Origin of the sequence: Novosphingobium sp. IK01 (assembly GCF_033242265.1) — a bacterium.
GTDB classification, from domain to species: domain Bacteria; phylum Pseudomonadota; class Alphaproteobacteria; order Sphingomonadales; family Sphingomonadaceae; genus Novosphingobium; species Novosphingobium pituita.
Genome location: NZ_BTFW01000001.1, coordinates 22,270 through 48,294, shown reverse-complemented (window position 1 = coordinate 48,294; position 26,025 = coordinate 22,270). Strand labels below are relative to the sequence as shown.

The window sequence follows — 26,025 nt, the reverse complement described above, 5'->3', positions numbered from 1 at the left end:
GCTTTCGCCCAGCACCCGGCTGGCCGACTTTTTTCCGAAGCCCCTCCCCTCCCCACGGGGCACAGGAGTGACCGACGATGGGACAAGAAGTGCACGAGTTCGAAGCCGATCCCTCTCAGGACGGGCCGCAGCAGGGGCCCTCGTGGCAGTCCAAGCGCTGGCCGATCACCGACGCGCTGGCCGGTGACGACCTCACCCGTGCGCTCGATCCCATGGCCCTCAAGGTCGAAGTGCAGAAGGCTGCCAAGAAGGGCGGCGCGCCCGCTCTCGACGAAGCCGCGCTCGAACAGGCCGCCAACGACAGCTATCGCGTCATGCTGCTGGTCCGCACCTATCGCGTGCGTGGCCACCTTGCTGCCGATCTCGATCCGCTCGGCCTTTCCAAGAAGGCCCTGCCCGCCGACATGAGCCCCGAATACTACGGGTTCACCGGCAAGGATCTGGACCGCAAGGTCTATCTGGGTGGCGTGCTGGGCCTCGAATGGGGCACCGTGAGCCAGGTCGTCGAGATCCTCCGCAAGAACTATTGCGGCAAGGTCGGCCTCGAATACATGCACATCGCCGATGTCGAGGAACGCCGCTTCCTCCAGGAACGCATCGAAGGTGGCGACAAGTCGATCGACTTCACGCCGGAAGGCAAGAAGGCGATCCTGGCCGCCGTCGTGCGTGGCGAGCAGTACGAGAAGTTCCTCGGCAAGAAGTACGTCGGCACCAAGCGCTTCGGCCTTGACGGCGGCGAGTCGATGATTCCGGCGCTCGAAGCGGTGATCAAGTATGGCGGCCAGCTGGGCGTCAAGGAGATCATCTACGGCATGGCCCACCGTGGCCGCCTGAACATTCTGGCGAACGTTCTGGCCAAGCCCTATCGCGTGATCTTCCACGAATTCTCGGGCGGCTCGGCCAACCCCGAAGACGTGGGCGGCTCGGGCGACGTGAAGTATCACCTGGGCACCAGCACCGACCGCGAGTTCGACGGCACCAAGGTTCACATGAGCCTTCTGCCCAACCCCTCGCACCTCGAAACGGTCGATCCGGTCGTGCTCGGCAAGACGCTGGCCCAGCAGGTGTTCCGCGACGACGTCGGCCAGGGCAAGCACAAGCAGGTCCTGCCCGTGCTGATCCACGGCGACGCGGCCTTCGCCGGCCAGGGCATCGTGTGGGAATGCTTCGGCTTCTCGGGTGTCAACGGCTACAACACCGGCGGCTGCATCCACTTCATCATCAACAACCAGATCGGCTTCACCACCAGCCCGCAGTTCTCGCGCGGCTCGCCGTACCCCTCGGATGTCGCCAAGGGCGTCCAGGCGCCGATCATCCACGTCAACGGCGATGACCCCGAAGCGGTCACCTTCGCCTGCAAGCTGGCGATCGACTACCGCCAGAAGTTCGGTCGCGACATCGTGATCGACATGTGGTGCTATCGCCGCTTCGGCCACAACGAAGGCGACGAGCCCTCGTTCACGCAGCCGCTGATGTATGGCCAGATCAAGAAGCATCCGGCTGTCTCGGCGCTCTATGCCGAACGTCTTGCCGCCCAGGGCGTGATCGACGGGGGCTGGAAGGGCAACCTCGAAGACACCATCACCGCCACGCTCGAGAACGAGTTCGAGGCCGCCAAGACCTACAAGGCCAACGAGGCCGACTGGTTCGGGGGCCGCTGGGCCGGGCTCAACAAGCCTGCCGACCCGGTCACCGCGCGCCGCAACGTGGCCACCGGCATCGAACAGAAGCTGTTCGACAGCCTGGGCCGCACGCTGACCACCGTTCCCGACGACCTGACCGTCCACAAGACGCTGGGCCGCGTGATCGATGCCAAGCGCGAGATGTTCGCCACCGGCACCGGCTTCGACTGGGCCACGGCCGAAGCGCTCGCCTATGGCAGCCTCGTGACCGAAGGCTACAACGTGCGCCTTTCGGGTCAGGACTGCGGTCGCGGCACGTTCAGCCAGCGTCACGCCGTCTGGGTCGACCAGAAGGACGAGCACAAGTACGTGCCGCTCACCACGCTGCCCCATGGCCGCTTCCAGGTGCTCGACAGCCCGCTGTCGGAATATGGCGTGCTCGGCTTCGAATATGGCTATGCCAGCGCCGACCCCAAGACGCTGGTGCTCTGGGAAGCGCAGTTCGGCGACTTCGCCAACGGTGCCCAGATCGTGATCGACCAGTACGTGGCCGCCGCCGAATCCAAGTGGCTGCGCGCCAACGGCCTCGTCATGCTGCTGCCCCACGGCTATGAAGGCCAGGGGCCGGAGCACTCGTCGGCCCGTCTGGAACGCTATCTTCAGCTCTGCGCCGAAGACAACATCCAGGTCTGCAACATCACCAGCCCGGCCAACTACTTCCACGTGCTGCGCCGGCAGATGCACCGCTCGTTCCGCAAGCCGCTCATCATCATGACGCCCAAGTCGCTCCTGCGCCACCCGCTGGCCAAGTCGACCGCCGCCGATTTCCTTGATGGGGCCCAGTTCAAGCGCATCCTGTCCGACCCTGCCGCACCGCAGGACAAGGACACCCGCCGGGTGGTCCTGTGCACGGGCAAGGTCGCCTACGACCTGATCGAGGCGCGCGACGCGGCTGGCATCACCGACACCCAGATCATCCGCATCGAGCAGATCTACCCGTTCCCGGGTGAACCGCTGGCCCTGCGCCTCTCGCGCATGGCCAACCTCGAAGAAGTGGTCTGGTGTCAGGAAGAACCCAAGAACAACGGTTCCTGGTTCTTCGTCGAGCCGCTGATCGAGGAATCGCTCAAGGCTGCCCAGTGCCCGGTTGCCCGTGCCCGCTATGCCGGCCGTTCCGCTTCCGCCTCGCCCGCCACGGGTCTGGCCAAGCGTCACGCTGCCGAACAGGCTGCCCTGGTCGCCGACGCCCTGTCGCTGTCGGTCCGCGAAGAAATCCGCCGCAAGCAGAAGGCCTGACCGGCCGTTTCGTCCCACTGAATTCTCCCCAAGGAAGACCAAGTCATGTCCATCGAAGTCAAGGTTCCGACGCTCGGTGAAAGCGTCAGCGAAGCGACGGTCGGCCAGTGGCTGAAGAAGCCCGGCGAAACGGTCGCGGTCGACGAACCCATCGTCAGCCTGGAAACCGACAAGGTTGCGGTCGAAGTGCCCTCGCCGGTTGCCGGCGTGCTCGGCCAGATCCTCGTCGCCGAAGGTGAAACCGTCACCGTCGGCGCGCTGCTGGCCACCATCGGCGAAGGCGGCGCCGCCGCTCCGGCAGCAGCGCCCGCCGCTGCTGCCCCGGCTGCGGCTCCTGCCGCCGCTGCCGCGCCCGTCGCTGTCGCCCCCGTGGCGGCAGCCCCCGCCGACGACGAAACGGCGGTCACCGCCCTTTCGCCCGCCGTGCGCCGCGCCGTGCTCGAACACGGGATCGACCCGGCCACCGTCAAGGGCACCGGCAAGGACGGCCGCCTGACCAAGGAAGACGTGCTCGCCGCCGCCCAGGCCAAGGCTGCCTCGCCCGCGCCTGCCGCCAGCGCCCCGGTCCCGGCCACGGTTGCAGCTCCTGGCCGCAACGAAGAGCGCGTCAAGATGACCCGCCTGCGCCAGACGATCGCCAAGCGTCTGAAGAGCGCGCAGGAAAACGCCGCCCTGCTCACGACCTTCAACGACGTCGACATGTCGGCGGTGATGGCCGCGCGCGAAAAGTTCAAGGACAGCTTCGAGAAGAAGCATGGCGTGAAGCTGGGCTTCATGTCGTTCTTCGCCAAGGCTGCCGTCCTTGCGCTCAAGGACATCCCGGCGGTCAACGCCCAGGTCCAGGGCGATGAAATCGTCTATCACGACTATGTCGACATCTCGGTCGCCGTCTCGGCGCCCAACGGTCTGGTCGTGCCGGTCGTGCGCGATTGCGACAAGCTGTCGTTTGCGGGCATCGAAAAGGCCATCGGCGACTTCGGCAAGAAGGCCCGTGAAGGCTCGCTGACGATGGAAGACATGAAGGGCGGCACCTTCACGATCTCCAACGGCGGCGTGTTCGGCGGCCTGATGTCGACCCCGATCATCAACCCGCCCCAGTCGGCCGTGCTCGGCCTTCACCGCATCGAGGACCGTCCGGTCGTTCGCAACGGTGAAATCGTGATCCGCCCGATGATGTACATCGCGCTGTCCTACGATCACCGCATCATCGACGGTCGCGAGGCGGTCACCGCGCTCAAGACCATCAAGGAAGCGATCGAGGAACCCACCCGCCTGCTGATCGACCTCTGATCGGCAGGACCAAGGCGCGCACGGGGCTGAACCACCGTGCGCGCCCCGGCGGAATTTGTGCGTGATTCGCGCGAGGCTCCATCCCGTGGGAGGGGCCGCGAACAGGAGGCCGACATGGCTGAATACGATTATGACGTCCTGGTGATCGGTGCGGGCCCGGGTGGCTATGTGGCCGCGATCCGCGCGGCCCAGCTGGGCCTCAAGACCGCCTGCGCCGAAGGGCGCGAGACCCTGGGCGGCACCTGCCTCAACGTGGGCTGCATCCCCTCCAAGGCCCTGCTCCACGGCTCGGAAAAGTTCGAGGAAGCCGTCAACGGCACCTTCGCGAGCTATGGCATCAAGACCGGCCCGGTCGAACTCGACCTTTCGGTGATGCAGCAGCAGAAGCTCGACTCGGTCAAGGGCCTGACCGGCGGCATCGAATTCCTGTTCAAGAAGAACAAGGTCACCTGGCTCAAGGGCTATGCCACGTTCGAGGACGCCCACAGCGTCACCGTCGCTGGCCAGAAGGTCTCGGCCAAGCACATCGTGATCGCCACCGGTTCGTCGGTCACCCCGCTGCCGGGCGTCACCGTCGACAATGACGCTGGCGTGGTCGTCGATTCGACCGGCGCGCTCGCTCTCGACCGCGTTCCCGAACACCTCGTGGTGATCGGCGGCGGCGTGATCGGCCTCGAACTCGGTTCGGTCTGGCGCCGTCTGGGCGCCAGGGTGACCGTGGTCGAATACCTCGACCAGCTGCTCCCCGGCATGGACGGCGACGTCCGCAAGGAAGCCGCGAAGATCTTCAAGAAGCAGGGCATGGAGCTCAAGCTTTCGACGAAGGTCACCGGCGTTGCCGTCGAAGGCAAGAAGGCCACCATCACGGTCGAACCGGCTGCCGGCGGCGCTGCCGAAGTGATCGAAGCCGATTGCGTGCTCGTGGCCATTGGCCGCAAGCCCAACACCGATGGCCTCGGCCTCGACAAGATCGGCCTTGAGCTGAACAAGCGCGGCCAGATCGAAACCGACCACGACTTCCGCACCAAGGTCGACGGCGTCTGGGCCGTGGGCGACGTGATCCCCGGCCCGATGCTCGCGCACAAGGCCGAGGACGAAGGCATTGCCGTGGCCGAGAACATCGCGGGTCTCACGGGCATCGTGAACCACGACGTGATCCCCGGCGTGGTCTACACCTTCCCCGAGTTCGCGGGCGTGGGCCTGACCCAGGAAGCCGCTCTCGAAAAGGCCGGTGGCGACAAGAATGCCATCAAGGTCAGCAAGTTCCCCATGCTGGCCAACAGCCGCGCCAAGACCAACCACGAGCCCGACGGCTTCGTGAAGATCATCGCGGACGCCAAGACCGACCGCGTGCTCGGCGTCTGGGCGATTGCCTCGGTGGCCGGCACGATGATCGCCGAAGCAGCGCTGGCGCTGGAATTCGGTGCGACTTCGGAAGACATCGCCTATACCTGCCACGCGCATCCGACCCATTCGGAAGCGATCAAGGAAGCGGCGATGGGCATTCGCGAGAAGCCGATCCACACCTGATCAAATACCCCGATACCGGCGCCTTGATCCCCTCGTGATCGGCGCTACGGCGAGGGCCGCGCGGGATTCCCCCCTCCGCGCGGCCCTTTGCATTTGTGGCCCCTTCAAGGCGCCCGCCCCGATGCCTCCATCCCGGCGCTAAAACCGCTATCCCCGGTTCTGTGTCCCGGCGGCGCCATGATGCTCGACATGCCCCCGCCCTCGCGGCAGGATCACATCCATGCCGCTACCCTCCTCGATCCATGCCGCGCTGCCCCATGCCCTTCCCGCGGCGATTCCCGCCGCCCTGCCCAAGGTCGTGCTGCCCGCGATGATCGGGGTGATCGATCTGGGCGGCATTGCCCTGTTCGCGCTCTCGGGTGCGCTGGTGGCCGCGCGCATGCGCCAGACGCTGGTAACGATGTGCTTCTTCGCGGTGATCACCGGGGTCGGCGGCGGGTCGGTGCGCGACCTGATGATCGGCGCGCCGGTGTTCTGGATGCACGATCGCTGGGTCGCGCTGGTCTGCCTGGTCGCGGCGGTGGTATGCTGGGTCACGCCCAACCGCTGGTGGCGGGGCGCCGCGCTCGACTGGGCCGACGCGGTGGGCCTTGGCATCTATGCGGTGATCGGCACGGCCAAGGCGCTGGCCTATGGCATCCCCCCGGTGCCCGCCTTCATCATGGGGGTGATCACCGGCTGCGCGGGCGGGGTCATCCGCGACGTGGTGGCCGGGCGCCCCTCGATCATCATGCGCCCCGAACTCTATGTGACGGCGGGCGCGCTGGCCTCGGCGATGTGCTCGGCCGGGCAGGCGCTCCACCTGCCCAAGCCCTGGGTCTGGACGGTCTCCGCGCTGGCCGGCTTCGCCCTGCGCGCAGCCGCGATCCGCTGGAAGCTGGCGATCCCGGCCTATGGCGGGCGTCTGGCGGGCGAAGGCTCCGGGTCGAGCGTCTGAGTGTCAGAAGCCCGGAGCGATGCCCCCTGCGAATGACGTTGCAGCGCACCATGATTTGCGGCAACCTCCACAACCATGATCAAGGCGGGCCTCCATCACCTCACGCGCTATTCCTATGCCAAGCCGGTCCGTCTGGGGCCGCAGGTGATCCGGTTAAGGCCCGCATCGCACAGTCGAACGGCGGTCCCCAACTATTCGCTGAAGATCAGCCCCGACAATCACTTCATCAACTGGCAGCAGGATCCTTACGGTAACTGGCTGGCGCGGGTGGTTTTTCCCGATCCCATCGACCATTTCCAGATCGAGGTCGACCTGCTCGCCGACCTCGTGGTGATCAACCCGTTCGACTTCTTCGTCGAGGAATACGCCGAGACCTACCCGTTCGCCTATTCCGACGAACTCGCCGCCGATCTGGCCGCCTGCTTCGAGACCGAGCCCCAGGGCCCGCTGTTCGACGAACTGCTGGCGCAGTTCACCGGCCATGAAGGCCGCACGATCGACTTCCTCGTGGCGATCAACCAGGCGGTCAATGCCCGCGTGGGCTATGTGATCCGCATGGAGCCGGGGGTTCAGGCGCCTGAGGAAACGCTCGAAGTGGGCACCGGTTCGTGCCGCGATTCGGCCTGGCTGCTGGTCCACCTGCTGCGCCGCCTCGGCTTTGCCGCGCGCTTCGTCTCGGGCTACTCGATCCAGCTCACCCCGGACGTGGCGGCGGTCGATGGCCCGACCGGCGTCGCGCAGGACGTGTGCGACCTTCACGCCTGGACCGAAGTCTATGTGCCCGGCGCGGGCTGGATCGGCCTCGACGCGACATGGGGGCTCTTTGCGGGCGAAGGCCACATCCCGCTCTGTGCCACGCCCCACTACCGCACCGCCGCCCCGATCGAGGGCGTGGTGATGGAGCCGGTCCATTCCGACTTCCAGTTCGAGATGAAAGTCTCGCGCATTGCCGAGGCGGTGCGCATCACCAAGCCCTTCACCGACGAACGCTGGGCCGCGCTCGATGCGCTGGGCCACAAGGTCGATGCCGATCTGGCCGCCCACGACGTGCGCCTGACCATCGGGGGCGAACCCACCTTCATCGCCGACCGCGATTTCGAGGCGGGCGAGTGGAACGCCGACGCCGTCGGCCCGACCAAGGCCTGGTATGCCGACCGCCTGATCCGCAAGCTGCGCGGCAAGTTCGCGCCCGGCTCGCTGCTCCACCACGGGCAGGGCAAGTGGTATCCGGGCGAAAGCCTGCCGCGCTGGGGCTATTCGATCTACTGGCGCAAGGACGGCGTGCCGATCTGGCAGGACGAAAGCCTGATCGCCGGGGACCGCCTGCCCGAGGATGACACCGTTACCGTCAGCCCCGACGATGCCGGGCATTTCCTGCGCGAAACCGCCACGATGCTGGGCATTCCGGGCGATTATGTCGCCCCGGTCTATGAAGATACGCTCGAATGGATCGTGCGCGAGGCCGAATTGCCCGACAACACCTCGCCCACCGACCCCAAGATCGACAACCCGGAAGAACGCGCGCGCATCGTCCGCGCGTTTCAGGGCGGGCTGACCAAGACGGTCGGCCATGTCCTGCCGATCCAGCGTCAGCAGCCCTGGCAGGCCCGCCGCGCCCATGCCGCGCGCCAGTGGTATTCGGAAAAGTGGCGCTTGCGGCGCGGCGCCCTGTTCGCCGTGCCGGGCGACAGCGCGCTCGGCTATCGCCTGCCGCTCGCCTCGCTGCCCCATGTTTCGCCCGCCGCCTATCCCTATATCCACCCGCGCGACACGAGTGAACCGCGCGAGCCGCTCGCCGACGTGCGCGCGCAAGTGATCGAGCGCGGCACCCAGACGCGCGAGGCGCTGGCACGGGGCGAGGACATCCATTTCCAGCCCGTCCAGCGCACCGAAACAGCAGGCATGGCCCCGCAGGCCCGCGTCGAACAGCAGATCGCCATCGAAGGCGCGGTGCGCACCGCCCTCACGGTCGAGCCCAAGGGCGACCATCTGTGCGTGTTCATCCCCCCGGTCGAAACGCTCGAAGACTATCTCGATCTCGTCGCCTGCGTGGAGGCCGTCGCACAGGATACCGGCCTTCCCGTGCGGATCGAGGGCTATCCCCCGCCACCCGACCCGCGCCTGATGGTCCTCAAGGTCACCCCGGACCCCGGCGTGATCGAGGTCAACATCCAGCCCACGGCAACATGGGCCGAGGCGGTGGACCTGACCGAAACGCTGTATGACTGCGCGCGCGAAGTGGGCCTGACCGCCGACAAGTTCATGGTCGACGGGCGCGCCACCGGCACGGGCGGGGGCAATCACATCGTGCTGGGCGGCCCGACCCTGCTCGACAGCCCGTTCATCCGCCGCCCGGACCTGCTCAAGTCCTTCGTGATCTACTGGCAGCGCCACCCCTCGCTCAGCTACCTGTTCTCAGGCCTGTTCATCGGCCCGACCTGTCAGGCCCCGCGCATCGACGAGGCCCGCCACGACGGGCTCTACGAGCTGGAAATCGCCCTCGCGCAAGTGCCCGGCCCCGACCAGCCCCAGCCGCTGGCCTGGGTGGTCGACCGTCTGTTCCGCAACCTGCTGGTCGACGTGACCGGCAACACCCACCGCACCGAAATCTGCATCGACAAGCTGTTCTCGCCCGACGGGCCGACCGGGCGCCTGGGCCTTGTCGAGTTCCGCGGCTTCGAGATGCCGCCCGACGCGCGGATGTCGCTGGCCCAGCAACTGCTGCTGCGCGCGCTCTGTGCGTGGTTCTGGCGCCAGCCGGTCGAAGGGCCGCTTGTGCGCTGGGGCACCCAGCTTCACGACCGTTTCATGCTGCCCCACTTCGTGTGGAGCGATTTTGCCGAAGTGCTCGCCGACTTGCGCGGCGCGGGCTACGATTTCGATCCCGTCTGGTTCGAGGCGCAGCGCCAGTTCCGCTTCCCCGTCCACGGCACGATCGAGGGCGGCGGGGTCAGCCTCGAAGTGTCCCACGCGCTCGAACCGTGGAACGTGCTGGGCGAAACCGGCGCCATCGGGGGCACCGTGCGCTATGTCGACAGTTCGACCGAACGCCTTCAGGTCCGTGCCAGCGGCCTCGTGCCGGGACGCCATGTGATCACCTGCAATGGCCGCCGCGTGCCGCTCAGCTTCACCGGCACGCCGGGCGAGGCGGTCGGCGGGGTGCGCTACAAGGCCTGGTGGCCCGCCAACTGCCTCCATCCGATGATGCCGCCCCATGCGCCGCTGACCTTCGATATTTTCGACACCTGGAACAATCGCTCGCTGGGCGGTTGTGTCTACCATGTGGCCCATCCGGGCGGGCGCAATTACGATTCGGTACCGGTCAACGGCTATGAAGCCGAAGCGCGGCGCAAGGCGCGGTTTCAGGATCATGGCCATTCGCCCGGCCCCCTGCCGGTTCCGCCCGCCGAACTGCCGGGAGAATTTCCGATGACCCTCGACCTTCGCCGTCCTGCCGGTCTGGCCTGAGCGATGCTGCCCATGGCCATGATCCCGTCATGACCACCGTGACCAAGGAAGACACCCCGGCCCCAACGCCGTCTGCGGCCCCGGCCCCAACCCCGGCTTCGCCCGCGACTCCTGCTCCGGCAGCACCGCCGCAGGGCCTCGCGGCCTATCCGGTCGATGTCGAGGCGGGCGATCTCTATCGCCACGCCGCGCCCGATGTCGCGCAGGCCTGGCAACAGGTCGCCCGGGGGCTCGAAGCGCTGGAGGATGAAGCCGGGGTGCCGGTGCAGGAACTGGTCGGGCGCCAGATCCTCGAACTGGGCATGTCCTTCCGCCTGACCGGCGAGGACGACGAGCGCGACTGGCCGCTCTCGCCCATGCCGCTGATCATCGGCGCACAGGAATGGGCGCAAGTCGAACGCGGGCTGATCCAGCGCGCCCGCCTGCTCGAAGCCGTGGTGGCCGACATCTACGGCCCCGGACGGCTGGTTGCCGAAGGACACCTGCCCGCCGCCCTCGTGGCCGGAAGCCGCTATTTCGCGCGCTCGATGGCGGGCCTGCCACCGCGCAGCGAACCGGCGATCCATGTCTATGCGGTCGATCTCGCACGGGGGCCGCGCGGGCAATGGCGCGTGCTGGGCGACCGCCTGCGGCTGGCCAACGGCATCGGCTATGCGCTGGAAAACCGCCTCGCGCTCAGCCGCGTGACCGGTTCCCTGCTGACCGACATCCGCGCGCGCCGCGTGGCGCAGTTCTTCGCCGACTTGCGCGGGGGCATCGCCCGCGAATGCCAGCGCGAGAACCCGCGCATCGCCCTGCTCACGCCGGGCCGGTTCAACCAGTCCTATCCCGAACAGGCCCACCTCGCCCGCTATCTGGGCTTCCCGCTGGTCGAAGGGCGCGACCTGACGGTGAGCGACGGGCGCGTCTACGTTCGCACCATCGCGGGCCCCAAGCGCGTCGATGCGGTCTGGCGCTGGATCGACACCAATGCGCTCGATCCGCTGCGGTTCGACGCCCGCTCGCAGATCGGCGTGCCCGACCTGTTCGAGGCGCTTTCGCACGGGGGCGTGGCCATGGCCAACCGCCCCGGCGCCGAAGTGCTCGAAGCCCCGGCCTTTGCCGCCTTCATGCCGGGCCTGTTCTCGCGGCTGCTGGGCGAGGAGCCGATCCTCCCCAATGTCGCCACATGGTGGTGCGGCCAGCCGCGCGAGGCACAGGACGTGCGCGCCCGGCTCGACCAGTTGATGATCACCCCGGCCTTCGGACAATCGGTCGAGGGCCTTCCCCATGGCCGCCCGGTGGCCGGGGCCAGCCTCGATGCAGAAGCGCGCGCCGCGCTGCTCGCCGCGATGGAGCGCCGCCCGGTCGACTATTGCGGACAGGAAATCGTCTCGCTCTCGACCACGCCCGCGCTCATCAACGAGGAATTCGTCCCCCGCGCCTTTACCGTCCGCGCCTTTGTCGCGCGCGATGCGCAAGGCCAGTGGACGGTCATGCCCGGCGGCTTTGCCCGCCTTTCCTCCTCGCGCGAGATGCACACGACCCTGATGGGCGAGGGCGACATTTCCGCCGATGTCTGCGTCGTCGATCCCGCGCCCGGCGCCGATACCGTCAGGGGCCCGATGCTCTCCGCGCTGCCGCCCGGAACGGCCCGCATCACGCCGGCCTCGGCCCTCGCCGCGCCGCAGACCGTGCGCCGGGGCGGCGGCATTCTGGCCAGCCAGGCCGCCGACAACCTGTTCTGGTTCGGTCGCTATGTCGAGCGGGCCGAGGCCGGGGTGCGGGTGATCCGTGCGGTTCTGGGCAGCTCGATCGATGTCGATGCCGCCGCCGGGCACAATCCCGAAGTGATCGCCCGCCTCGTCGGCCTGATGGTCAGCCGGGGGGCACTGTCTCCCGATCAGGCCGCCCTGCCGGTGCCCCAGGCCTGCCGGGCCGCGCTCGCCGATCCGGCCCTGCCCGGCTCGCTGGCCTCGCTCATGGCCGCGATCCGCGCCACGGGCCTGACCCTGCGCGACCGCTTCACCACCGATTTCTGGCGCATCGCCAGCCGTCCGCTGCCCATGTTCGACGGCCAGCGCCCCGGCGTCATGCTGCGCGCCGCGCGCGAGTTGCTCGAACGTCTGGCCGCGCTCTCGGGGCTGATGGCGGAAAACTTCACGCTCGGCCCCTCGCGCCTGTTCCTCGACATGGGCCGCCGCCTCGAACGCGCGCTCGCCCTGTGCGAGACCTTGCGTGCGCTTGAGGCCCAGATCGACACGCCCGAGGCGCTCGGTGTCCTGCTCGACCTCACCGACTGCCAGATCACCTATCGCTCGCGCTATCTGGCCGTGCCCACGCGCGCGCCGGTGCTCGACCTGCTGCTGCTCGACCCGCACAATCCGCGCTCGCTGGCGTTTCAGGCCGAACGGCTGGTCGATCACATCGCGCGCCTGCCCGCGCTGGGCGAAGACGCGCTGCCCGAAGCCCCCCTGCTGGAGGCCCGCGCCCTGCTCGCCCCGCTTGCCAGCCTGCCCGTCGCCGCCTGGGATTTCGCACGGGTCGCCGATGTCGAGGCCCGGTTGCTGGCCTTGTCCGACACGATCGCCACCCGCTACTTCCTCCAGTTCGAAAGGGCCGATCTCCCGGCCAAGGGCAGCCTGCTCGCGTGAACTACTCCATCCGCCATACGACTTGCGTCGATTATGCCAGCCCGGTGCGCCTCGCCCGGTTCAACCTGCGGCTGCGCCCGGCGCCCTGGCCCTCGCAGACGGTCAGCGACTTTGCCTTGCGCATCGATCCGCTGCCCTGGACCATCGACGAGGAATCCGGGCCCTTCCTCGTCAACCGCAACCGCCTGTTCATCCGCGAACCGATCGACCGGCTCGAAGTGGAAAGCACGTTCAGGGTCCACGTGCGCCCGCCCGCCTGCGACGAGACCACGCCAAGCCCCTCGCTCGCCCAGATCGGCGCGCAGGCCGCCGCCCACCGCGATCTTTCCGCGCTCGGCCCGGCCAGCTACATCTATCCCTCGCTGATGACCCCGCTCTCGCGCGAGATCGTCGATTGGGCGGGCCACATTCTGGCGGGCCCGGCGCGCGGTGCGGCCGGGCGCAGCGCCCAGCCCTCGGTGATCGATGCCGGGCTCGCGCTGATGCACGCGATCCACGACGAATTCACCTATGACGGCAGCGCCACCACCGCCGAGACTTCACCGCTCGAAGCCTTCCGCGAACGCCACGGCGTGTGTCAGGATTTCGCCCATGTGATGATCGTGGCCGCGCGCGGCCATGGCCTTCCGGCCGCCTATGTGAGCGGCTATCTGCGCACGCTGCCCCCGCCCGGACAGCCCCGGCTGGTCGGCGCGGACGCCACCCATGCCTGGGTCGCGCTGTGGTGTGGCGAGGAACTGGGCTGGGTGGGCTTCGACCCCACCAATGCGATGCTGGCCTCCACCGACCATATCTTCACCGCGATGGGGCGCGACTATGCCGATGTGGCGCCGATGGACGGCGTCTTCCATGGCGGCGGCGGCCAGACGGTGACCGTCGCGGTCGATGTCGCTCCCGAAGAAGAGGCCCCCATCATCCCGGCATCCGTTGCCCCGGCGCCCGAAAAGCCGCTCAAGGAAGCCGGGGCAACAGCCCCCGCTTCCTGAAAACAGATCAGGCCGCGACCACGCCCTTGGCGAGGAACGGGCGCTGCTCGGCCACGACACCCTCGAAGGCGCCGATGGCATCGTTGCGGGCCAGCGTCAGCCCCACTTCGTCGAGGCCGTTGAGCAGGCAGTGCTTGCGGAACGGGTCGATCTCGAAGGTGAAGCGATCCTGGAACGGCGTGGTGACCGTCTGGCTTTCAAGATCGATGGCAATGGGGTCGGTCTTGGCGACTTCGAGCAGGCGGTCAACCTGTTCCTGCGGCAGGACCACGGTCAGGATGCCGTTCTTGAAGGCATTGCCCGAGAAGATGTCAGAGAACGAAGGCGCGATGACCGCCGTGATGCCCAGATCGAGCAGGGCCCAGGCCGCATGCTCACGGCTGGAGCCGCACCCGAAGTTGTCACCCGCGATCAGGATCGGCGCGCCCTTGTAGGCCTCGCTGTCGAACAGGTTGTCCGGGTCCTGGCGCAGGGTTTCAAACGCGCCGCGGCCCATGCCTTCGCGACTGATCGTCTTTAGCCACTTGGCCGGGATGATCACGTCCGTGTCGATGTTCTTGCGGCCAAACGGAATGGCGCGGCCGTCGATGTGGGTTACCGGTTCCATGGCCCCGCTATACCCGCCACCGCGCCGGGCGCAATGCATGAATTGCGCGCAATGCCGCCCCCTGACAAGAATCTGGCGCCGGGAGGAAACGGAACGGACGAAAACTGCGCGACCGGAAAAACCGGAAAAAGAGACAGAAACGGGGCGGAACCATGTGGCCCGCCCCATTGCCTGATCCTCAGTCGGTTTCGGGTGCATCGCCCAGCGGGGTCTTGACGACCACCTTCTGGGCCTTTTCCTTGCGGCGGCTGCTGTAAAGCAGGGCCGCAGCGAGCGCCGCCGAACCGATTGCCGCCGCCCCTGCCAACACGGCCGATCCGGCCCAGTTATCCCTCTTCGACACGCTTTCCTCCATCGCTGCGGGCCGCGAGAATGGACCCTGAACGGGCCACCTTGCAACGCTCAATCCCCCATCGGTTGGTGGAAATCGTCCAGAGCCTCTCCGATGCGGTTCCATGCCTGCTGCTTGGTAGCCACTGAAACCGCACAATAAGCCGCGCTGCTTGACGGCAGTTGAATGAAGGAAAGGCCGCCGAGTTTTTTTGCCTGTACCCGCCCCAGCCGCGCCGCCGTGGCCCCGTTGAAGGCGATCAGGCGCAAGGCGGGCAATGTGCGCGCCAGATCGGCCAGGGGCGTGGGCGCCACCGCGCGAATCGCCGAATCGAGGCTTCCGCTGCGCGTGGCACTGCCCACCGTGTCCCACAGCCCGATCCCCGCCGCGAGCAGGGCTTCAAGCCGTGCGGAATAGTCGAGCACGACCAGATCACGCCCGATCACCCCGCCGACAAGGCGCCAGAACTGGTTGGTCGGATGGGCATAATAGCGCCCCGCCGCCAGCGAGGCCTCCCCCGGCAGACTGCCGCAGACCAGCACGCGGGTCTGCGCGTTGACCACCGGGGCAAAGGCCTGTTTGCGCTCTTCCGTCAGGGTGAAACCCGGCCCTTTTCAGGCCAGTTCACGAACGTCGGTCAGGCGGCCCGTGACGGCAGCGGCAGCGGCCATCGCCGGGCTGACGAGGTGGGTGCGCGCGCCCGGCCCCTGACGGCCCACGAAGTTGCGGTTCGAGGTCGAGGCGCAGCGCTCGCCCGCAGGCACCTTGTCGGGGTTCATGCCCAGACAGGCCGAGCAGCCCGGCTCGCGCCATTCGAGGCCGGCATCCTTGAAGATCGTGTCGAGCCCTTCGGCCTCGGCCATGGCCTTGACCAGGCCCGAACCGGGCACGACAATCGCCCACTTGACGCCCTCGGCCTTCTTGCGGCCCTTGAGGATCGCGGCGGCGGCGCGCAGATCCTCGATCCGGCTGTTGGTGCAGCTGCCGATGAAGACGTTCTGGATCTCGACCTGGCTGAGCGGGGTTCCCGGTTCGAGGCCCATGTATTCGAGCGACTTGCGCGCGGCTTCCTGCTTGGCAGGATCGGCAAAGCTCTCGGGCGCGGGGACCTGTCCGGTGATCGGCAGGACATCCTCGGGGCTGGTGCCCCAGGTGACCGACGGCGCGATGTCGGCCGCATCGATCACCACGACCTTGTCGTAGCGGGCGCCCGCATCGGTGGCGAGGCTTTCCCACCAGGCCACGGCCTTGTCCCAGTCGGCCCCCTTGGGCGCATAGGGACGGCCCTTCACATAGGCGAAGGTCTTTTCGTCAGGCGCGATCAGCCCGGCGCGCGCGCCATGCTCGATCGCCATGTTCGAGATGGTCAGGCGCCCCTCGACCGACAGGCCACGAATGGCCGAACCGGTATATTCGATGACATAGCCGGTGCCGCCAGCAGCACCCAGCACGCCGGTGATGTGGAGCACCACGTCCTTGGCCGAAACGCCCGGCGCCAGTTCGCCCTCGACGCGCACTTCCATCGTCTTCGAGCGCTTGAGCAGCAGGGTCTGCGTGGCCAGAACGTGTTCGACTTCCGAGGTGCCGATGCCGAAGGCCAGCGCGCCAAGCCCGCCGTGGCAGGCGGTATGGCTGTCGCCGCACACGATCGTCGCGCCGGGCAGCGAAAAGCCCTGCTCGGGGCCGACGACATGGACGATGCCCTGCTCGGCATCAGCGTCGCCGATGTAGCGGATGCCGAATTCGGGGGCATTGCGTTCGAGCGCGGCGAGTTGCTGCGCCCCCTCGGGGTCAAGGATGGGAATGCGATGGCCTGCCGCGTCGCGACGCGCGGTCGTGGGCAGGTTGTGATCGGGAACCGCCAGCGTCAGATCGGGGCGGCGGACCTTGCGCCCGGCCACGCGAAGCGCCTCGAACGCCTGCGGGCTCGTCACTTCGTGAACGAGGTGGCGGTCGATATAGAGCAGGCTGGTGCCATCGTCGCGGTTCTCGACGACATGGGCGTCCCAGATCTTTTCATAGAGCGTCTTGGCGCAAGCCGGAGCGGTGCTGGTCATGGAAGTGCGGTTAAGCATGCCCCCGGCGCTTTTCAAGCATGAAACGACAAGAAAGGCCGGGGGCACGCGACATTTTCATCGCGTAGTGAGATATTTTTCTTACCAGCGATCATTGCCCCAATAGGCCCGCTCCATGTGCAGGCGCATGCGCACCGCGTTCACGCGGTCGGCCAGACGGCGCACTTCGCCCCGGCTCAGGCCATTGCGCGAGGCCCATTCATAGTGCCGGGTGATGGCATCGGCCTCGCGGCGCAGGCCCCAGGCATCACGCGGGGAAATCTGGCCCCGCCCCTGCGCGCGGTCGATCGCCATGCGCAGATCGATGATGTCATGGCGGATCGCCGCATCGCGGCGCGGCGTCATCCACCCGCCGGGGCCGCCGGCCTCGTGCCAGTCGTCATGATCCCATCCGCCCCGATCCCATCCCCCACGGTCCCATCCGCCATAAGGGACGGGCTGCGCGCTGGCGCTCCCGGCCATGCCGAACAGGGCCGAAGCGAGGGCGACGGGGGCCAGGACTGCACAAATCTTCGTCTTCACGGGCTTTCTCCCTTTGTCATGGCCAGCCTGCAAACATGTGTCTGCGGCCGGACGATGAGTCAGGTTTGGCACGGCAAAAATGAACGCGGCAGGATCGGACCGTTCGGCAAGCAGAAAGAAACACGTCGCCTGCCCGGCTCGCAAAAGCTATGGCAGCCCCATGGATACCGCGCTTGCAGCCCTGATCCCGGTCGCCCTCGTGCTGGCGGCCACCGCGGCGATGGAACTGGTCGCCTGGGCCAGCCACAAATATGTGATGCACGGGTTCGGCTGGGCCTGGCACCGCGACCACCACGAGCCCCACGACGGTTTCTTAGAACGCAACGACCGCTTCGCCCTTGTCGGTGCGGGCATCTCGATCACCCTGTTCGCACTGGGCAGCCCGATGATCATGGGCCCGCATGTCTGGTGGCCCGGAACATGGCTGGGGCTGGGCGTGCTTGTCTACGGGATCATCTATACCCTGATCCACGACGGGCTGGTCCACCAGCGCTGGTTCCGCTGGGTGCCCCGGCGCGGCTATGCCAGGCGGCTGGTCCAGGCTCACCGCCTCCACCACGCCACCATCGGCAAGGAAGGCGGGGTCAGCTTCGGCTTCGTGATCGCGCGTGATCCGGCCCGCCTTGCGCGCGAGCTTCAGGCCCAGCACGCGGCGGGGCTGGCCACTTTGCGAGGCGACAGTGCAAGCCGGGACGTTCCGGAAGAAATCTAGGCCAGTTCGACAGCCTCACCCAGCGCGATCTCGCCCGCTCCGTCGGGAATGGCGTTCATGCCGAAAACCGGCATCTTCTGCCACACCCGGCCCATCGCGCGCAGGGTCCTGAGCGGTTCAGGCCCCTTGCCTTCGCCGGTCAGCGGGTCCTGCGTGGTGATCACGCAGCGCGTGCAGGGCTTGACCACGCGCAAGGTCAGCCCGCCGATCCGCAAGGTGCGCCAGCCCTCCTCGGCAAAGGCCTCCCCCACGCCCTCGATCACCAGACTGGGCCGGAAGCGGGCCATCGTCACCGGGGTTTCAAGCTGCCGGTTGAGGGCCGCGAGCGAATCCGTCGTGGTCACGAGCAGCGGAAAACCATCGGCAAAACCCACCATGTCGCCGCTCTGGCCATAGGCCGGATCGACCGGACGCACCGTCTCGCGGGCCATGTGGACGAGGCGCACCGGGCGATCGAAGCAATCGGACAGCCAGGCATCAGCCTGCGCGCCTGCCACGCACGCCTCGACCCGCTCGCCCCAGACGGTCACCACTTGCGAGGTCTGCGAAGAGGGTTCGGGCACGACCAGCGAAGGCGCGCCCACGCGGCGCAGTTCGATCCCGCCGGCCTCATGGGGCACGGCCTCGACCTGCGCCATCGCGGGCAATTCGCGGCGGGTGAGAAAGCGCCCTTCCGGGGTCACCATCATCCAGCGCCGGTCCCCCTCGATCCCGCGCGCGGTGATGGTCGCGCGGGCCAGTGCCTGCCCGCCCATCGATTTGACCGGATAGCGAAACAGCCCCGAAACCTTCATGCCCTCTCCCCCTGTTTTCAGCTTATTCCGCGCGTGTCCAGATCCACGCGCCGCTGCCCGCCATGACCGCCACGGGCAAGAGAACCCAGGGCCAACCCGCCGTCAGGCCGGTGATCACCACGCTGACGGCCATGGCCGTGAGCGCGGCCTTCTTGGCCCGGCGCGGAATGGCCCGGCGCTCGCGCCATTCGCGCAGCGGCGGTCCCCAGCGCGGATGGTCGAGCAGGCGCTGCTCCCACGCCGGATTGCCCCGCGCGAAACAGAACAGCGCCAGCAGCAGGAACGGCACCGTGGGCAGCAGCGGCAGGAACGCGCCGACCACGCCGATCCCGACGAAAAACAGCCCCCCGCCGGTCCACAAGTGCCGGCGCATCGCGCCTTACCCTGCCGCGGCCAGCCGGGCCGCATGTTCGCGCACGAGCGCGATCATGTTGGGCAGCCCCTGCGTGCGGTTCGACGAAAGCTGGTTCTTGAGGTTGAAGGGTTCGAGCAGCGCGGCAATGTCGGCCCTGGCCACCACGTCGGCGGGCTGGTCCTGCACGGCGGCCAGCACGAGGGCGATGATGCCCTTGGTGATCGCGGCATTGCTGTCGGCCAGGAAGTGCAGCTGCCTGCCCCCTCCTGTGGCAGCGCCCTCGGTTGGATAGACCCAGACCGCCGCCGAACAACCGCGGACGAGCGTGGCATCGGTCTTGAGCGCGTCGGGCATGGGCTCCAGCTCGCGGCCCAGCTCGATCAGCAGGCGATAGCGTTCGTCGCCATCGCAGAATTCATATTCGTCGAGAATGTCCTGAAGCGTGCGCATGCATCGGCCTTAGAGCGGGCAGGCCCCATCCTCAAGCCCGAACGGCCCTTTGCAGTTCGACTTAGAGCCCGACCCAAAAGTCGGGCGGCGGAGGTTTGGCGAGGGATTTTGGGTCACCACAAGGAGGCTGAGAGCCCAGCGATGCTGGAAGCATCGTGGCGAACAGCCGACGCCGTGGTGGCACAAAAGACCCGCCAAACCGACCCGAAGGACTTTTGGGTCGGGCTCTTACAAATCAACCCCGGCGGCAATCGCCTCCAGCCGCCGCAACCGTTCGCGCAGGGCGGCCAGCTCGATCCGCGAACCGGCATCGAGCCCGCCCCGCTCGACCTCCCAGCGCCGGAAAGCCAGCCAGCCATGCCAGGCGCGCAAGGCAGCAAAGGTCACGATGCCAAGGCCCGCCAGAGCCGCCAGAGACACCGCCATCATTTCGAGGATCATGATTACGTCCCTCCTCCGCAGCCGGCCTCCGGTCAGTCCCGAAGCGCCTCGATCTCGCGGGCAAGGCTGCTGCTCGAATCGCGGCGGTCGGTCAGGATGCGTTCGAGCACCTCGACCCGCTCGCGCAAGCCCGCCACTTCGCGCGCCAGCGCCGCATTGGCGACCCTATCCGCCCCCGCCTGATCCTCGTTCGGGGCGGCATGGCGGCGGTGGCGCAGGCTGGCCCATGCCAGGATCGCGACAATGGCGACAAGAGTGGCTCCAAAGCTCACGGGATCGTTTCCTTTCAACGAGAAAGCGCAAGGAATGAAGACGTTCAGATCAAGTGCGGATCGGCCTGCGCCACATTGGCCAGCTCTCCACCGGCCAGCCCCCGATTTTTGACAGGATCACCGCCGATCGCAAGGCCTTCGAGGATGCGCACGCGCTGTTCGAGGCGGGCGTTCTGGGCCGCATTCTGGGCGGCCTGCTCGGCAGCGACACGGGCCAGAACCTGCAATTCCTGCTCGCGCAGGGCCATCCGGCCCGAGGCCGAACGCATCCCCACGAAGACCCCGACAAGGCCGGTCGTCAGCATCGGCACGCCCAGCACCAGCATGGCCCCCAGAACGCTCATTGCACCGTGCCCGCTTTCACCGCGTCCGCTGCACCGGAACGCTCGACACGCGAGGCATCGCGCAGGGCGTCGATCTGCAAGGCCACGTCATAGCCGCGATCGGTCACGATGCGTTCGAGCACCCGTACCCGATCTTCGAGTTCCTTATTGTGGGCGGCATATTGCGCAGCCTTCTCGGCGGTCGCGGCGGCGTGAATTTCAGCCATCTTGCGGTTATGCCGTGCCCAGATCGCAAAACCTCCCAGCAGGAAGGGCGCGAGCGGCACCAGCAGGGCCAGCGTTCCATGGTCCATGACAATCATCCCCTTTGATGCGCATGTGGTATTGGCGTGCTTTAGCGCAGGCTTTCGATTTCCTGGGCCAGACGCGGATTGCTCGACACGTAGAAGTGTTCGACTTCGGCCAGGCGGCGGTCGATGTCGCGCAAGGACGCGCGCACTTCGCGGGCCGAACGGGCGGGCGACTGGCGCACCCCCTGCCAGAACTTCTGCTCCTGACGGTCGGCATAGAGCGCGGCGGGCTTGGCTTCGGCCAGAAAACCGAGCGCGAGATAGACAATCGGCAGGAAGCCGAGGCCGCACAGCGTCCCCACCACCACGGCCAGACGCACCCACAGCACATCCACCCCGGTATAGTCGGCAATCCCGGCGCACACGCCCATGAACTTGCCGTTGGCCTTGTCGCGATAGAAACGCGTTCTCGTGCTGGTCACTTCGTAGTCCCCCGGTTTTGCGCCATCAGGCGGTCAAGTTCGGACAAGTCGGCTTCATGGGCGCTGCGCTCTGCCCCCAGGCGCGCAGGGCGGAATTGCGGATTTTCGGCAGCCACCAGGCGCTCGACGGTGTCCATGCGCTCTTCAAGGCGGCGTGCCAGCGTGTAGAGTTCCTCCAGCAGCCGCTCGTCGCCGCTGGTCAGCGTGGCGGCGGTCTTCCACTTGGTGATGTAGTGGAGGATGACCCACGGCAGGCCGATGAACAGCGCGCAGACGACCAGAAACGGTGTGAGATCCATGATGGTCAGCCCTCCCCGTGCTGATTGTTCGGGCCCAGACCGTTCTGGCCCAGACCGTTTTGACCCAGCGCACGCTTCATCGCGGCCAGTTCCTCGTCGATCTTGTCCTGTCCGGCCAGTGCCGCGATCTCGTCGGCGAGGCTCGCCGGGCCGGTTTCGGCAATGCTGAGCGCATCGGCGCGGCCTTCGGCATAGTCGACCCGGCGTTCGAGCTGGTCGAAGCGGGCGAGCGCCTCGTCCACGCGCTCGTTGGTCATCAGGCTGCGCAGGCGCACGCGGTTTTCCGCGCTTTCGAGACGGGCGGCAATCGCGGTCTGGCGGCTGCGCGCCTCGCGCAGGCGGGTCTGGAGCTTGTCGATGTCCTGTTCATAGGCGCGCATCGAATCGTCGAGCACGGCGATTTCGGACCGAAGCTGGTCGGCCATGTCCACCGCCTTCTTGCGCTCGACGAGGGCCGCACGGGCGAGATCCTCGCGGTCCTTCGACAGGGCGAGCTGGGCCTTGTCCGACCAGTCGGCGGCAAGGCGGTCGAGCTTGACGACGTGGCGCTGCATTTCCTTCTGGTCGGCGATGGTGCGGGCCGCCGAGGCGCGCACTTCGACCAGGGTTTCCTCCATTTCGAGGATGATCATGCGGATCATCTTCGAGGGATCGTCCGCCTTGTCCAACAGGTCGTTGAAGTTGGCGGCAATGATGTCGCGCGTCCGCGAGAAAATGCCCATCAGGTTACCTCCATGTGAAAATTGCCGCGAAGAATCAGCCAGGCGTTCCGGTGCAGCACCAGCATAAGTCCTGCCCGCCCGCGCTGTCTCCAGCGCTGTGGCAAAGCGTGAACCTTCCACCGGCTTGAGGGTACGGGGATCGAAAGCCTGGCTCATGCCACCCCGCCCGTGATCGCCGCAACCGACGCGGTGATGCCCCCGGCATGCCCGGCAAGCGGGCCAGAAACCGCCGCATGGGGCGCGAGGTCGGTCAGGTCGGGAAAGTCGGGCATGTGCCGAGAGACGACCACCACGTTCATCGCCGCCATCGCGGCGATGCTGACAAGGGCGGCGCGTCCAAGGCGGGTGGTGAAGAACGGGGCGGTGGTCATCGAGGCTCTCCAAAAGGGTTGCCAAGGGAATAGCAACAGGCGTGCCAAACTTGAAAAAGCCCTGAAATCCTCGCTTCTTGCCGAAAACCGCCCCCTGCAACATAGCGTATCTTGCCCAGTCTTGGGAAAATATGCCAAACCTTGGGCCATGGAACGCGATGTTCAATTCATCGGCCAGTCCGGCGCCTTTCTCGACGCGGTCGAGCGCGCCAGCCGCGCCGCCCCCATGCGCCGCCCGGTGCTGGTCATCGGCGAGCGCGGAACCGGCAAGGAACTGATCGCCGAGCGTCTCCACCGCCTGTCGGCCCGCTGGCAGGAACCGCTCGTCACGATGAACTGCGCAGCCCTGCCCGAAACCCTGATCGAGGCCGAGCTTTTCGGGCACGAGGCCGGGGCCTTCACCGGCGCCACCCGCGCCCGCGCGGGCCGCTTCGAGGAAGCCGACAAGGGCACGCTGTTCCTCGACGAACTCGGCACGCTCTCGATGGGCGCGCAGGAACGCCTGCTGCGCGCGGTCGAATATGGCGAAGTCACCCGCATCGGCGCCAGCCGCCCGATCCGGGTCGACGTGCGCATCGTGGCGGCCACCAACGAAGACCTGCCGCGCATGGCCGCGCAAGGCCGCTTCCGCGCCGACCTGCTCGACCGCCTGAGCTTCGAGGTGATTACCCTGCCCCCGTTGCGCGTGCGCGAGGGCGACGTGACCGTGCTGGCCGACCATTTCGGCCGCCGCATGGCCGCCGAGCTGCAATGGGACATCTGGCCCGGCTTTGCCCCCCACTGCGCCGAGCAGCTCGAAACATACCCCTGGCCGGGCAACGTGCGCGAATTGCGCAACGTGGTCGAACGCGCGGTCTACCGCTGGGACGATCCCGACAGCCCGATCGCCCACATCCAGTTCAACCCGTTCGACAGCCCGTGGAAACCGGCTGGCACGCCCCAGCCTGCCCCCGCCATCTCACCCGAATCCCCCGAGCCACCAGCCGCCCCCCTCCACACGGGCTTCGACACGATCGAAGACTTGCGCGCCGCGGTCGACGCCCACGAACGCGCAATCCTCGAACACCACCTTGGCCGCCACCGCTACAACCAGCGCCAGACCGCCAAGGCCCTGGGCCTGACCTATGACCAGCTCCGCCACTGCCTGAAAAAACACGGCCTCCTCGAACGCACCCAAGGCTAACCGCCATAGTTCCTCCCCGCTTGCGGGGAGGGGGACCGCCGGAACGGCGGTGGAGGGGAGATAGCGCAGCATTGAAAGGCAATCCCCTCCACCACGCCGCTTCGCGACGCGGTCCCCCTCCCCGCGAGCGGGGAGGAACTGCCCTGCCCCAACCTTCTGCCTAGCGATGCATGCGTTTTTTGATGTCGCATCGCTGGATGCGAAAAACCGGTTCCCACTTTTTCGCGCGATGCTCTAACGCACCCCGGCCATGGCCCTTACCCGCCTCACCTTGCGCCAGTTCCGCAACCACGATGCCACCCGGCTCGATGGCCTTGCGCGTTTCAACGTGCTGGTGGGCGAGAACGGCGCAGGCAAGACCAATGTGCTCGAAGCGATTTCGCTGCTCGCGCCCGGACGCGGCCTGCGCCGCGCGCAACCGGCCGACATGGCCGCGCGCGGGGGCGATGGCAGCTTTGCCGTGGCCGCCGAACTCGAAGACGGCGCACTCGTGCTGGCTACGCATACCGAGCCGCGCGCGCCGGGCCGCCGCCTCGTGCGGATCAACGGCGCGCAAGGGCCGGCCACGCGGCTGGCCGAGTGGCTCTCGCTCACCTGGCTGACCCCGGCGATGGACCGGATCTTTGCCGAAAGCGCAGGGGGCCGCCGCCGATTTCTCGACCGTCTGGTGCTCGCCCGCCTGCCCGGCCATGCCCGACAAAGCGCCCGCTATGAAACCGCCCTGCGCGAGCGCAACCGCCTTCTGGCCGAACCGTTCGAACCCGATCCGGCCTGGCTCGACGCGCTCGAAGTCCAGCTCGCGCAGAGCGGCGCGGCGATTGCCCATGCCCGCGCCGAACTGGTCGCCGATCTTTCGCGCGTGCTCGATGCCCTGCCCGAGGCGCCCTTTGCCCGCCCGGCCCTCGCCTATCTGTCAGAAAATCCCGCCGACGAAGAAGCGCTGGCCCGCGCCCTGCGCGAAGGCCGCCGCCGCGACCGCGCCGCCGGGCGCACGCTCACCGGCCCCCATCGCGACGATCTCTCGGTGCGGCTGGCGGCCAAGGACGCGCCTGCCGCCGCCTGCTCCACCGGCGAACAGAAGGCCATGCTGATCGCCATCGTGCTGGCGCATGCGGAACTGGCCCACCTCCAGACCGGCGAACCCAGGCGCCCGCGCCTCCTCCTGCTCGACGAAATCGCCGCTCACCTCGACCCGCTGCGCCGCGCCGCGCTCTATGAACGGCTGGCCGCCTCGGGCGCGCAAGTGTGGATGACCGGCACCGAAATGGCCCCCTTTGCCGAGATTGCAGGGCAGGCCGCGCTGTGGGACGTGCGCGACGGGATCGCCAGCCGAATCTGAGGTTTAGCGCGCGGTCTTGAGAGCCTGTGCCAAAGCCCTGGCCACTTGCGGTTCGGTCGCGGCGACCAGAACATCAACCCCTTGCGCATTGGGGTGCATGTGATCGGGCAATTGCAGCGCGGGCTTGTCGAAGATCGGCTGAAGGAAGAACGGCACCAGCGGCACGTCGTATTTCTTCGCCAGTGACGGCCAGATCGGGTTGAACGCGGCGACATACTCAGCCCCGAGGTTGGGCGCGGCCAACATGCCCGTCAGCATCGCGGGAATGCCGCGCTTCTTCAGTTCGGCCAGGATCGCGTCGAGGTTCGCGCGCGTCTGCGCCGGGGGCAGGCCCCGCAACATGTCGTTGCCGCCCAGCCCGACCATCACCAGCGCCGGCTTGACCGGCTGGTTGTCGAGCGTGAAGGCCAGCCGCCCAAGCGCCGCGGCGGTCGTATCGCCCGAGACCCCGGCATTGACCACCCGCACCTTGATGCCGCCCGCGCGCATCGCCGCTTCGAGCCGGGGCGGATAGCCCTGCCCTTGATCGAGCTGATACCCGGCATAGAGGCTGTCCCCAAAGGCAAGGATCACCGGCGCATCATCGACCACCGAAGACGAGGCCTGCGGCGCATCGCTGCGCCGTTCAAGCGGCTCGGGCGCCTTCTGGCCAGAACAGCCGCTGGCCAACAGGGCCACGGAAACAAGAGGCAGAAAGGCACGCGCGCGCATGGATGCTCCGGGGAAAACCGTCG

At 67.5% G+C, this 26,025-nt stretch carries 27 protein-coding genes; 10 read left to right on the top strand and 17 right to left on the bottom strand.

The window, feature by feature from the left end:
• Window positions 1-77: 77 nt before the first annotated feature.
• From SBI20_RS00230 to SBI20_RS00200, 7 genes are all read left to right on the top strand, one after another.
• The gene (locus tag SBI20_RS00230) at window positions 78-2,918 is read left to right on the top strand and encodes a 2-oxoglutarate dehydrogenase E1 component (protein WP_317973129.1); all 2,841 of its coding nucleotides are present in this window, start codon (window positions 78-80) and stop codon (window positions 2,916-2,918) included.
• Between the two features lie 45 nt (window positions 2,919-2,963).
• Window positions 2,964-4,208, top strand: coding sequence for a 2-oxoglutarate dehydrogenase complex dihydrolipoyllysine-residue succinyltransferase (gene odhB, locus SBI20_RS00225; RefSeq protein ID WP_317973128.1), 1,245 nt, complete (start codon window positions 2,964-2,966; stop codon window positions 4,206-4,208).
• 114 nt (window positions 4,209-4,322) lie between these two features.
• Window positions 4,323-5,738 carry a dihydrolipoyl dehydrogenase gene (gene lpdA / locus SBI20_RS00220; protein ID WP_317973127.1) on the top strand — a complete coding sequence of 472 codons (1,416 nt, stop codon included), beginning with the start codon at window positions 4,323-4,325 and terminating at the stop codon, window positions 5,736-5,738.
• 220 nt (window positions 5,739-5,958) lie between these two features.
• A complete protein-coding gene (locus SBI20_RS00215; RefSeq protein ID WP_411911480.1) occupies window positions 5,959-6,675 on the top strand; it encodes a trimeric intracellular cation channel family protein in 717 nt (238 codons plus the stop codon).
• 75 nt (window positions 6,676-6,750) lie between these two features.
• On the top strand, window positions 6,751-10,143 hold the full coding sequence (locus SBI20_RS00210) for a transglutaminase family protein (RefSeq protein ID WP_317973126.1): 3,393 nt from the start codon (window positions 6,751-6,753) through the stop codon (window positions 10,141-10,143).
• 29 nt (window positions 10,144-10,172) lie between these two features.
• Complete coding sequence (locus SBI20_RS00205; protein WP_317973125.1) at window positions 10,173-12,776, top strand: circularly permuted type 2 ATP-grasp protein; 2,604 nt, start codon at window positions 10,173-10,175, stop codon at window positions 12,774-12,776.
• Window positions 12,773-13,762, top strand: coding sequence for a transglutaminase family protein (locus SBI20_RS00200; RefSeq protein WP_317973124.1), 990 nt, complete (start codon window positions 12,773-12,775; stop codon window positions 13,760-13,762). The genes SBI20_RS00205 and SBI20_RS00200 overlap by 4 nt, the downstream gene beginning before the upstream one ends.
• 7 nt (window positions 13,763-13,769) lie before the next feature.
• Here the strand turns inward: SBI20_RS00200 and leuD are convergent, their stop codons facing one another.
• The 5 genes from leuD to SBI20_RS00175 all read right to left on the bottom strand — a co-directional run bounded on the left by leuD (window position 13,770) and on the right by SBI20_RS00175 (window position 17,297).
• A complete protein-coding gene (gene leuD, locus SBI20_RS00195; RefSeq protein WP_317973123.1) occupies window positions 13,770-14,369 on the bottom strand; it encodes a 3-isopropylmalate dehydratase small subunit in 600 nt (199 codons plus the stop codon).
• A gap of 178 nt (window positions 14,370-14,547) precedes the next feature.
• A complete protein-coding gene (locus tag SBI20_RS00190; RefSeq protein WP_317973122.1) occupies window positions 14,548-14,712 on the bottom strand; it encodes an isopropylmalate isomerase in 165 nt (54 codons plus the stop codon).
• Window positions 14,713-14,771: 59 nt separating this feature from the next.
• Window positions 14,772-15,263, bottom strand: a complete 492-nt coding sequence (locus SBI20_RS00185; protein WP_317973121.1) for a DNA-deoxyinosine glycosylase — start codon at window positions 15,261-15,263, stop codon at window positions 14,772-14,774.
• Window positions 15,264-15,314: 51 nt separating this feature from the next.
• Window positions 15,315-16,757, bottom strand: coding sequence for a 3-isopropylmalate dehydratase large subunit (gene leuC / locus SBI20_RS00180; RefSeq protein ID WP_317976005.1), 1,443 nt, complete (start codon window positions 16,755-16,757; stop codon window positions 15,315-15,317).
• Window positions 16,758-16,856: 99 nt separating this feature from the next.
• On the bottom strand, window positions 16,857-17,297 hold the full coding sequence (locus SBI20_RS00175) for a hypothetical protein (RefSeq protein WP_317973120.1): 441 nt from the start codon (window positions 17,295-17,297) through the stop codon (window positions 16,857-16,859).
• A 160-nt stretch (window positions 17,298-17,457) separates the two neighbouring features.
• Between SBI20_RS00175 and SBI20_RS00170 the strand changes: the two genes are divergently transcribed.
• Window positions 17,458-18,009: a sterol desaturase family protein gene (locus tag SBI20_RS00170; RefSeq protein WP_317973119.1), complete on the top strand. Its 552-nt coding sequence runs from the start codon at window positions 17,458-17,460 to the stop codon at window positions 18,007-18,009.
• On the opposite strand, the gene SBI20_RS00165 is transcribed toward SBI20_RS00170, so the two are convergent.
• The 11 genes from SBI20_RS00165 to SBI20_RS00115 all read right to left on the bottom strand — a co-directional run bounded on the left by SBI20_RS00165 (window position 18,006) and on the right by SBI20_RS00115 (window position 22,769).
• Window positions 18,006-18,803 (bottom strand): MOSC domain-containing protein, encoded by a 798-nt coding sequence (locus SBI20_RS00165; protein WP_317973118.1) that lies wholly within the window; start codon window positions 18,801-18,803, stop codon window positions 18,006-18,008. The two genes, SBI20_RS00170 and SBI20_RS00165, sit on opposite strands and share 4 nt — an antisense overlap.
• Before the next feature lie 22 nt (window positions 18,804-18,825).
• Window positions 18,826-19,176, bottom strand: coding sequence for a YbaN family protein (locus SBI20_RS00160; RefSeq protein ID WP_317973117.1), 351 nt, complete (start codon window positions 19,174-19,176; stop codon window positions 18,826-18,828).
• 6 nt (window positions 19,177-19,182) lie between these two features.
• A complete protein-coding gene (locus tag SBI20_RS00155; protein ID WP_317973116.1) occupies window positions 19,183-19,608 on the bottom strand; it encodes a SufE family protein in 426 nt (141 codons plus the stop codon).
• Between the two features lie 228 nt (window positions 19,609-19,836).
• Complete coding sequence (locus SBI20_RS00150) at window positions 19,837-20,049, bottom strand: hypothetical protein (RefSeq protein ID WP_317973115.1); 213 nt, start codon at window positions 20,047-20,049, stop codon at window positions 19,837-19,839.
• Window positions 20,050-20,081: 32 nt separating this feature from the next.
• A complete protein-coding gene (locus tag SBI20_RS00145) occupies window positions 20,082-20,321 on the bottom strand; it encodes a hypothetical protein (RefSeq protein ID WP_317973114.1) in 240 nt (79 codons plus the stop codon).
• Window positions 20,322-20,365: 44 nt separating this feature from the next.
• Complete coding sequence (locus SBI20_RS00140; protein WP_317973113.1) at window positions 20,366-20,665, bottom strand: hypothetical protein; 300 nt, start codon at window positions 20,663-20,665, stop codon at window positions 20,366-20,368.
• Window positions 20,662-20,958, bottom strand: a complete 297-nt coding sequence (locus tag SBI20_RS00135; RefSeq protein ID WP_317973112.1) for a hypothetical protein — start codon at window positions 20,956-20,958, stop codon at window positions 20,662-20,664. Before SBI20_RS00135 ends, SBI20_RS00140 begins: the two co-directional genes overlap by 4 nt.
• A 41-nt stretch (window positions 20,959-20,999) precedes the next feature.
• A complete protein-coding gene (gene pspC, locus SBI20_RS00130; protein ID WP_317973111.1) occupies window positions 21,000-21,377 on the bottom strand; it encodes an envelope stress response membrane protein PspC in 378 nt (125 codons plus the stop codon).
• Window positions 21,374-21,676, bottom strand: coding sequence for an envelope stress response membrane protein PspB (pspB, locus tag SBI20_RS00125; protein WP_317973110.1), 303 nt, complete (start codon window positions 21,674-21,676; stop codon window positions 21,374-21,376). The genes pspC and pspB overlap by 4 nt, the downstream gene beginning before the upstream one ends.
• A 5-nt stretch (window positions 21,677-21,681) precedes the next feature.
• Entirely contained in the window at window positions 21,682-22,554 is an 873-nt protein-coding gene (gene pspA, locus SBI20_RS00120; protein WP_411911479.1) for a phage shock protein PspA, read from the bottom strand.
• Window positions 22,551-22,769 (bottom strand): hypothetical protein, encoded by a 219-nt coding sequence (locus tag SBI20_RS00115; RefSeq protein WP_317973108.1) that lies wholly within the window; start codon window positions 22,767-22,769, stop codon window positions 22,551-22,553. Before SBI20_RS00115 ends, pspA begins: the two co-directional genes overlap by 4 nt.
• 148 nt (window positions 22,770-22,917) lie before the next feature.
• Between SBI20_RS00115 and pspF the strand changes: the two genes are divergently transcribed.
• Both pspF and recF read left to right on the top strand, forming a co-directional pair.
• Complete coding sequence (gene pspF / locus SBI20_RS00110; RefSeq protein WP_317973107.1) at window positions 22,918-23,952, top strand: phage shock protein operon transcriptional activator; 1,035 nt, start codon at window positions 22,918-22,920, stop codon at window positions 23,950-23,952.
• A 250-nt stretch (window positions 23,953-24,202) separates the two neighbouring features.
• Window positions 24,203-25,291, top strand: coding sequence for a DNA replication/repair protein RecF (recF, locus tag SBI20_RS00105; protein ID WP_317973106.1), 1,089 nt, complete (start codon window positions 24,203-24,205; stop codon window positions 25,289-25,291).
• A gap of 3 nt (window positions 25,292-25,294) precedes the next feature.
• Here the strand turns inward: recF and SBI20_RS00100 are convergent, their stop codons facing one another.
• Entirely contained in the window at window positions 25,295-26,002 is a 708-nt protein-coding gene (locus tag SBI20_RS00100; protein WP_317973105.1) for an arylesterase, read from the bottom strand.
• Between the last annotated feature and the right edge of the window lie 23 nt (window positions 26,003-26,025).

Coding starts and splice junctions, on each gene's coding strand:
- SBI20_RS00210 (WP_317973126.1), top strand. CDS start 6,751: ATGATCAAGGCGGGCCTCCATCACCTCACGCGCTATTCCTATGCCAAG.
- pspB (WP_317973110.1), bottom strand. CDS start 21,676: ATGGATCTCACACCGTTTCTGGTCGTCTGCGCGCTGTTCATCGGCCTG.
- SBI20_RS00230 (WP_317973129.1), top strand. CDS start 78: ATGGGACAAGAAGTGCACGAGTTCGAAGCCGATCCCTCTCAGGACGGG.
- SBI20_RS00205 (WP_317973125.1), top strand. CDS start 10,173: ATGACCACCGTGACCAAGGAAGACACCCCGGCCCCAACGCCGTCTGCG.
- lpdA (WP_317973127.1), top strand. CDS start 4,323: ATGGCTGAATACGATTATGACGTCCTGGTGATCGGTGCGGGCCCGGGT.
- pspA (WP_411911479.1), bottom strand. CDS start 22,554: ATGAGCCAGGCTTTCGATCCCCGTACCCTCAAGCCGGTGGAAGGTTCA.
- SBI20_RS00115 (WP_317973108.1), bottom strand. CDS start 22,769: ATGACCACCGCCCCGTTCTTCACCACCCGCCTTGGACGCGCCGCCCTT.
- recF (WP_317973106.1), top strand. CDS start 24,203: ATGGCCCTTACCCGCCTCACCTTGCGCCAGTTCCGCAACCACGATGCC.
- SBI20_RS00160 (WP_317973117.1), bottom strand. CDS start 19,176: ATGCGCCGGCACTTGTGGACCGGCGGGGGGCTGTTTTTCGTCGGGATC.
- pspF (WP_317973107.1), top strand. CDS start 22,918: ATGGAACGCGATGTTCAATTCATCGGCCAGTCCGGCGCCTTTCTCGAC.
- SBI20_RS00155 (WP_317973116.1), bottom strand. CDS start 19,608: ATGCGCACGCTTCAGGACATTCTCGACGAATATGAATTCTGCGATGGC.
- leuC (WP_317976005.1), bottom strand. CDS start 16,757: ATGACCAGCACCGCTCCGGCTTGCGCCAAGACGCTCTATGAAAAGATC.
- SBI20_RS00150 (WP_317973115.1), bottom strand. CDS start 20,049: ATGATCCTCGAAATGATGGCGGTGTCTCTGGCGGCTCTGGCGGGCCTT.
- SBI20_RS00165 (WP_317973118.1), bottom strand. CDS start 18,803: ATGAAGGTTTCGGGGCTGTTTCGCTATCCGGTCAAATCGATGGGCGGG.
- odhB (WP_317973128.1), top strand. CDS start 2,964: ATGTCCATCGAAGTCAAGGTTCCGACGCTCGGTGAAAGCGTCAGCGAA.
- SBI20_RS00140 (WP_317973113.1), bottom strand. CDS start 20,665: ATGAGCGTTCTGGGGGCCATGCTGGTGCTGGGCGTGCCGATGCTGACG.
- SBI20_RS00100 (WP_317973105.1), bottom strand. CDS start 26,002: ATGCGCGCGCGTGCCTTTCTGCCTCTTGTTTCCGTGGCCCTGTTGGCC.
- SBI20_RS00135 (WP_317973112.1), bottom strand. CDS start 20,958: ATGGACCATGGAACGCTGGCCCTGCTGGTGCCGCTCGCGCCCTTCCTG.
- leuD (WP_317973123.1), bottom strand. CDS start 14,369: ATGGAACCGGTAACCCACATCGACGGCCGCGCCATTCCGTTTGGCCGC.
- SBI20_RS00215 (WP_411911480.1), top strand. CDS start 5,959: ATGCCGCTACCCTCCTCGATCCATGCCGCGCTGCCCCATGCCCTTCCC.
- SBI20_RS00170 (WP_317973119.1), top strand. CDS start 17,458: ATGGATACCGCGCTTGCAGCCCTGATCCCGGTCGCCCTCGTGCTGGCG.